This window comes from Cyclobacterium xiamenense (genome assembly GCF_009467825.1).
GTDB classification, from domain to species: Bacteria; Bacteroidota; Bacteroidia; order Cytophagales; family Cyclobacteriaceae; genus Cyclobacterium; species Cyclobacterium xiamenense.
The window spans coordinates 195,058-201,744 of sequence record NZ_WIOK01000009.1 but is presented as its reverse complement, the minus strand read 5'-3'; the positions used below and the strand labels follow the sequence as shown (position 1 = coordinate 201,744).

Annotated in this window: 4 protein-coding genes; all 4 read left to right on the top strand. The window is 49.2% G+C overall.

What is annotated here, in order from left to right; translation table 11 throughout:
• The first annotated feature begins 172 nt into the window (after positions 1–172).
• The 4 genes from GCU44_RS09280 to GCU44_RS09265 all read left to right on the top strand — a co-directional run bounded on the left by GCU44_RS09280 (position 173) and on the right by GCU44_RS09265 (position 6,678).
• On the top strand, positions 173–1,222 hold the full coding sequence (locus tag GCU44_RS09280; protein ID WP_154856166.1) for an efflux RND transporter periplasmic adaptor subunit: 1,050 nt from the start codon (positions 173–175) through the stop codon (positions 1,220–1,222).
• Positions 1,223–1,232: 10 nt separating this feature from the next.
• Positions 1,233–4,352: an efflux RND transporter permease subunit gene (locus GCU44_RS09275; protein ID WP_154856164.1), complete on the top strand. Its 3,120-nt coding sequence runs from the start codon at positions 1,233–1,235 to the stop codon at positions 4,350–4,352.
• A gap of 449 nt (positions 4,353–4,801) precedes the next feature.
• Positions 4,802–5,605: a DUF2490 domain-containing protein gene (locus GCU44_RS09270; RefSeq protein WP_154856162.1), complete on the top strand. Its 804-nt coding sequence runs from the start codon at positions 4,802–4,804 to the stop codon at positions 5,603–5,605.
• Positions 5,606–5,610: 5 nt separating this feature from the next.
• Positions 5,611–6,678, top strand: a complete 1,068-nt coding sequence (locus tag GCU44_RS09265; protein ID WP_154856160.1) for a DUF1611 domain-containing protein — start codon at positions 5,611–5,613, stop codon at positions 6,676–6,678.
• The last annotated feature ends 9 nt before the right edge of the window (positions 6,679–6,687 follow it).

Sequence of the window (6,687 nt, the reverse complement as noted above, 5' to 3'; positions counted from 1 at the left end):
TCTTACAGAAATAGCATCCAAAATCCTCAAACTTGAGAAAAAGAAAGACAAAATGTCTTTAAATCAACAGATTAAGTGCTTAGCTTGACGGCTATGGCCGGTAGGCTGGGATCCCCGTCCGACTGGCGTTACCCGGGCGGGCATATCACCGCTAAAAACAACTTATAAACAGATGAAACGAATCCTTTATATCCTGATCCCCTTGGTCCTGTTGGGCCTGGTCGTAGCCAAACTACGTTCCAACAAACAAATCGCCGAAGAACGGGTGTACCTGTACGACCGGGAGAAACCTATCCCGGTCAGCAGCCAGCAGGTCAAAATCGACAGCCTTGCTCCCGAATACGACTTTACCGGCACGTTTTTCCCGAATAGGGAAAGCCGACTCAGTGCCGAAATTCAGGGCAAAGTTAACCGTGTACTGGTAGAAGACGGCTCAGCCGTCAAAAAAGGCCAGGTGCTGATACAGCTGGACGATGCCTTGTTGCAATGGCAGCTGAAAGCAGCGGAGGTCCAGGTCAAAGGTCTGGAGGCCGACCTCATCCGGTACCAGATTTTGGTGGAGGCCGAAGCCATTCAGGGCATACAACTCGAAAAGACCGCGCTGGCGCTGGAAACGGCTCAGGTACAGGCCGGCACCCTCCGGGAACAAATCGGCAAGACCCGAATACGGGCTCCCTTTGATGGTATCATCACAGCCAAGCTTACCGAGGAGGGGGATTTTGCGGCACCCGGTAAAGCCCTCTTGCAGCTTACCGACATGTCACGGCTAAAATTCGTGATTCAGGTTCCGGAAGCCGACTTGAAACGCTTCGAACTCGGCAAAAACTACCCGATTCGCATCCCTTCCATTCCCGCAGAAAGGATTGGTACCGTGCGCATGCTTGGTAGTCGGGGTACCCCTGCCAATAGTTTTCCCGTGGAAATCACCGTTTCAAACGGGCCGAGTCATGAAATCAAAGCCGGCATGTTTGGCCACCTGACCTGGCAGCAGGATAGCCTTTCCCGGGGAATAGTAATCCCCTCATCCGCCATTTTGGGCTCTGACCTCGCGCCGCAGGTCTATGTGATCAACGCTGGAAAAGCGGTCATCCGGGACATTCAGATTGAAAAAAGAGTGCAGGACCAGGTCCTTCTTCGCTCCGGACTTGCGGAGAATGATACGCTCATTGTAGGAGGTTTGATCAACATCGTCGAAGGTGCCTCCGTGTTCCCCCAAAAGTAAACCAAACGCCATGAACATTACCTCCATATCCATCAACCGGCCCTCGCTGATCATCGTCCTTTTCAGCCTATTCATCCTCCTGGGCTACATTGGCTTCACCAATTTATCGTATGAGTTGATGCCCGACTTCAACCAGCCCGTGGTGGTGATCAAAACGGCCTATCCTGGCGCCGAACCGGAAGAAGTGGAAAACTCCGTTTCCCAAAAAATTGAAGACGCACTTTCCAACCTGGAAGGAGTGGACTACCTGGTTACCAAGTCCCTCCCGAACGCTTCGGTAGTAATTGCCAACATGAAATACGGCGTTGATTTGGATCAGACCATGCTCGACGCCCAACGCTACATAGACAACATCCGAAAAGAGTTGCCCGAACAGGTGTTGTCTCCCGAAATGAGCAAGGTTTCTCCCAACGATCTACCCATCCTATCCATCACTGCGACCAGTAGCCTTAGCAGTACAGCCTTTTACCAAAACCTAATCGACGACTACCTTCCCCAGATCCAGCAGATCAAAGGTGTGGCAGAAATCTCCGTGTTGGGAGGTGAGCAACGGGAGGTACAGGTAAAAGTGGACCAGGAAAAACTCCGGCACTACCGCCTATCCCTGCAGCAGGTGGTGGAAGCCATCAACCGTTCTGGTTTGGATATTCCCGCCGGATTGGTTCAGACAGAAACGAATCAACAAGCAGTGCGGCTGGCGGGAAAATTCACCAGCCTGGAAGACATTCAACAGGTCCAGGTGGCCATGCCGGTACCGGGAAGTCCGGTTTATGTGCAGGATCTGGCCATCGTCAAGGACGGTATCCGGGAAATCACCTCCGTGAGCCGATATAACGGACAGGAGGGAATTGGCCTGATGCTAAAGAAACAGGGGGATGCCAATGCAGTGGAGGTATCCCGCGCCGTTCGGGAAAAATTGGCGCAAATCGAACAACTGCATGCTGTCGATGGGGTCCGTTTCATCATTGCCGACGACAGCACGGACAACACCATTGCTGCCGTTAACTCCGTGGTGGTTGATTTGATTCTAGCTGTGGTACTGGTTTCGCTGGTGATGTTGTTGTTTTTGCGGAGTTTCAGAAATTCCCTGATCGTTCTGGTGGCCATTCCTACTTCCCTGGTAACGGCATTTGCCGTAATGTGGATTTTGGGCTATACGCTCAACCTGATGACCCTGTTGGCCATGTCCCTGATTATCGGAATATTGGTGGACGATGCCACGGTGGTATTGGAAAACATCCAACGGCACCTGGACATGGGCAAAGAAAAACGCAAAGCGGCTATGGACGGCAGGATGGAAATCGGATTTTCGGCCTTGTCCATCACCCTGGTCGACGTGGTGGTATTCCTGCCCATCCTTTTCCTGCAGGTGTTTGTGGCAGACATGCTCAAGCAGTTTTCCGTGGTGGTCATTACCTCGACCCTGACCAGTTTGTTGGTTGGCTTTACCCTGACTCCCTGGATGGCCTCCCGCGTTGGCAAATCCGAAGACTTGCAACCTACTACCGTATTCAACCGGTTTTTGATCTGGTTTGAGCACCAATTGGATCAATTTATCGCCTGGTACGGAAGGCTACTGGCTTGGGTCCTGGATCACAAGCTGGCGTTTGCAGGGATTGTTCTCGGTCTTTTTGCCATCACCGGGATTATCATGAAACAGGGTATCATCGGAAAAGAATTGATTGCTACCGGTGATCAGGGAAAGTTTCGCATGTACCTGGAATACGACAAATCGACCAGCATCAAAGAAAACAATATTCGTACCCTGGAAGTAGAGAATTTTCTGCTGCAACAACCCGACGTCGCCACCATCTTCAGCAATGTGGGCGGCCCATCCACCGGTATTGGAAGTTTGGGGGTTGGTGAATCCTATAAATCAGAATTGACGATTCAACTGAAGGATGCCGACAAACGAACGACCGTACCAACCGAAACCTACATGCAAACTATACGTGAGGTACTCGAAAGCGAGTTTCCGGGGGCGAGTTATTCCATGGCAGCCCTGGGCCTTGTCCCGCGCACTGCCCCCATAGAATTAACCCTCAGCGGTCCGGATCAGGACCAGGTAATGGCAGCCGCAAAAAAACTAAAAACCACCATTGAAACCATCCCGGGAGCGGATCATGTCAAATTATCCGTCGAAGAAGGCAGTCCTGAATTTCAGATCATTCCCGATTCCGATAAATTGCAGCGCCTGGGATTAACCAATGCCTACCTGGGGCTGAACCTGCGCAACGCCTTGACCGGAAACGACGACGCCACGCTCACCGAGCAAGGCACGGAATATCCGATTCGTATTCAATTGGATGATCTCAACCGACGGCATTTCGAGGATGTGCAAGGGCTGGTCCTGGTGAATCCCTTGGGTATGCCCGTCACGCTTTCCCAGGTAGCAACGGTGGTACAGGACAAATCCACCTCCTTGCTGGAGCGAAAGGACAGACAACCTGCCGTCACGATCACAGCCGATGCGCTGGGAAGACCCTCCGGAACCGTAGCCGATGATGTGGTGGCTTATTTCACGGAAAATCCGCTTCCAGAAGAAATCAGCTATGTTTGGGGTTCGGATATCAAACGGCAAAACGACAGTTTCGGTGCTTTGGGTTCGGTATTACTGATCTCCTTCCTCCTGATTTACCTCATCATGGTAGCCTTGTATGACAGCTTTGTCTATCCATTTGTGGTATTGTTTTCCATTCCCGTTGCCCTCATAGGCTCCTTTCTGGCGCTAAACCTGTCCATGAACCACCTTAGCTTGTTTGCGCTGCTGGGGCTGATCATGTTGATGGGGCTGGTAACTAAAAACGCCATCCTCATTGTGGATTTCACCAATCAGCTGAAAGAAAAGGGGCATTCTGTACGGGCCTCCCTCATGGAGGCAGGCAAGGGCCGGATGCGACCCATACTGATGACAACGCTATCCATGGTATTCGGTATGCTTCCGATAGCATTGGCTGCCGGCACGGCCTCCGAGTGGAAGAACGGGCTTGCCTGGGTGATTATCGGGGGACTTGTGTCTTCCCTGGTGCTGACGGTTTTCCTGGTTCCGGTCGTGTACGAGGCGATGGACCTACTCAGGCAGCGCATCCAGGGAAATCCCAAACCAGCACTGCCGGGGAAACACCGTTGATTGAACCCGTCGGCACAGAAACAAGATAATGGCTGGACTAATTGATGGATCGACGATTCGCTGTCCCGGTTGATCGTTCCCAAGGGATCCTTCGTGAACTTTTTACCCAGACCTCGGCCATTTCACAACGAATTCACCGCCGGCGGGTGTGTCGATTTGCCAATAGGCTTTTTTCTCCAGTAAATAAAATAATCGCTCTTTTTTTCGCCGAAAACGCAGGGAAATTACAGGTTGTTGGGATTAACCCAGGCAGCTGACATAGGGTTACCTCCTTAAATCCAAATCGATACCGCAAAAAAACATGGGATTTCATATCCGTTTTTTGATAGTTTATTTTCGATTATACACAGTTTTTATTTTTTTTCGTCCATTTACCCAACAAATTACTGATTACTAGTTACACAGCATTTGTTTGAAACGACATAGAGACGGTTTTAAACAACACGTTTATGAAAAATGCTTTCTCTATTTCCCAAATCGGTATCTGTGTTCTTCTGATTTTTGGAACCCTGGCCGAAGGAAAGGCTCAGCAAAAAACCATGGTTTGGAACGCTTTCAACATGGGCTTAACCCTTACCGACAGATTAGACGGAAGAATCGCTTACTTACGATCCACCAAACTTTCCGAAACTGGTTTAAGAAATAATTTCAATTGGTATCAGATGCGGTTGGGTTACCAGGTAAACAAAAATTGGAGCGTCCGGACGGGTTTGGTTTGGATGCACTTGCCCAAATCCGGCAGGACGACGAGGCGGTTGCAGGCCAGTGCCTTTCACAGAATTAAGCTCGATAAACGGTTTGTTTTAAAAAACGGAGTACGGGTAGAGGCGCACAGGCATGAAACTCGCTTCGACCAACGGGTAATTCTAATGTCGCGATTAGGTCTACGAAAGCGCATGAAATTTCTTGGTATTGCGCCATCTGTCAACTACAGCCTTTTTTACAACATAGGAGGTGACGCCATCAGGTACTTCAACGAAACCGGGGAACAGGTCGCGCAGAACGCCGCTGAAGGTCTACAGCGAGGACGCATGGTAGTAAATTTGAACGTTAAACTCTCCCAACCCCTACGCCTCTCGGTCTACTACATGAACAATCACGAATTTAATTTTCTCTCAAAAGAGACTCAAAAAATAAACGTCCTCAACCCGAACACTGGCCGTGTACAGCGCCCCTTCAATAATTTTCAGGTAGTCGGCATGAGCCTCTCTTATCAGCTAAACGAACGAAATCTCTTACCAATCAACTTATAAAACTCATGGAAAATCGAATCAAAATCGGAATGGCATGTGCAGGTGTAAAAACCTATGAAATCCTGTACAAAGAAGAAATCACCAAGGAATTTACGCCGAAAAAAGGCGATGTTGGCCTTTTTAAAGTCAAAGAAATCGGAAAACACGGCTCCCTGCGGACCCTTTCAAGAAATGTTGCAATTATTCCAGGGGATCTAATAATGGGTGCCTTTGGAAGTCGGTATGCAACCAACCAATTTGAGGGCTATGTGCCCGATGGACTCGAAGAAGAATACCACCTTCTTGGAGGCGGAGGTGTAATCGGAAAAGTGAAAACAATGCATGCCCGGCTGGTAGAAATGGGCCCTACAACGCTTGAACTGGTAGGCATCTTTTTAAACGATAAAGGCGAAATAGCAAACTCAATCAAGGAAAACCAACATCGATTGGTCCCGTTTACAGGAATGGGTGCCCAAAAAACAAAAGTTATACTATCGCTAGGAAGTTCCATGGACAGCGGGAAAACCACTACTGCTGCCTACCTAATCAACGGTTTCGAAAAAAGAGGGCTAAATGCCGCTTACATCAAACTCACAGGGACAGCTTACCCAAAAGACAAAAACTTAGCCTATGACTTAGGGGCGATAAGTGCCATGGATTTTTCTAGCTATGGCTATCCATCGACCTATCTCTGCAGCGAACAGGAATTGCTTTCCCTCTACGAAAGCTTATTATCGGATACGCTACAGCATAAACCGGACTACGTCGTCGTCGAGATAGCCGATGGGATTTTCCAGCGTGAAACAAAAATGCTGTTGCATAATGCATCGTTTATGAAAGGTATCCATCAAGTACTATTTTCAGCAGGTGACTCCCTGTCTGCTGTTCACGGTATCAACACATTGATTGAATGGGGTACGGTACCTGCGGCTTTGGCAGGTCTTTTCACTACCAGCCCATTACTGATCGAGGAAGTACATGCGTTTCTCTTTGAAAAAGAAAGCCTTTCTTCCCTGCCTATATTGACGCTTGAAGATTTGCAGATGGGGAAGTTTTTAGATTCCACCCCCTTAACTCAATTAATGATTGCTTAAAGTAGCGGC

Excerpts from the sequence above, each read along its gene's own strand:
- GCU44_RS09280 (WP_154856166.1), top strand. The coding sequence starts at position 173 with ATGAAACGAATCCTTTATATCCTGATCCCCTTGGTCCTGTTGGGCCTG.
- GCU44_RS09275 (WP_154856164.1), top strand. The coding sequence starts at position 1,233 with ATGAACATTACCTCCATATCCATCAACCGGCCCTCGCTGATCATCGTC.
- GCU44_RS09270 (WP_154856162.1), top strand. The coding sequence starts at position 4,802 with ATGAAAAATGCTTTCTCTATTTCCCAAATCGGTATCTGTGTTCTTCTG.
- GCU44_RS09265 (WP_154856160.1), top strand. The coding sequence starts at position 5,611 with ATGGAAAATCGAATCAAAATCGGAATGGCATGTGCAGGTGTAAAAACC.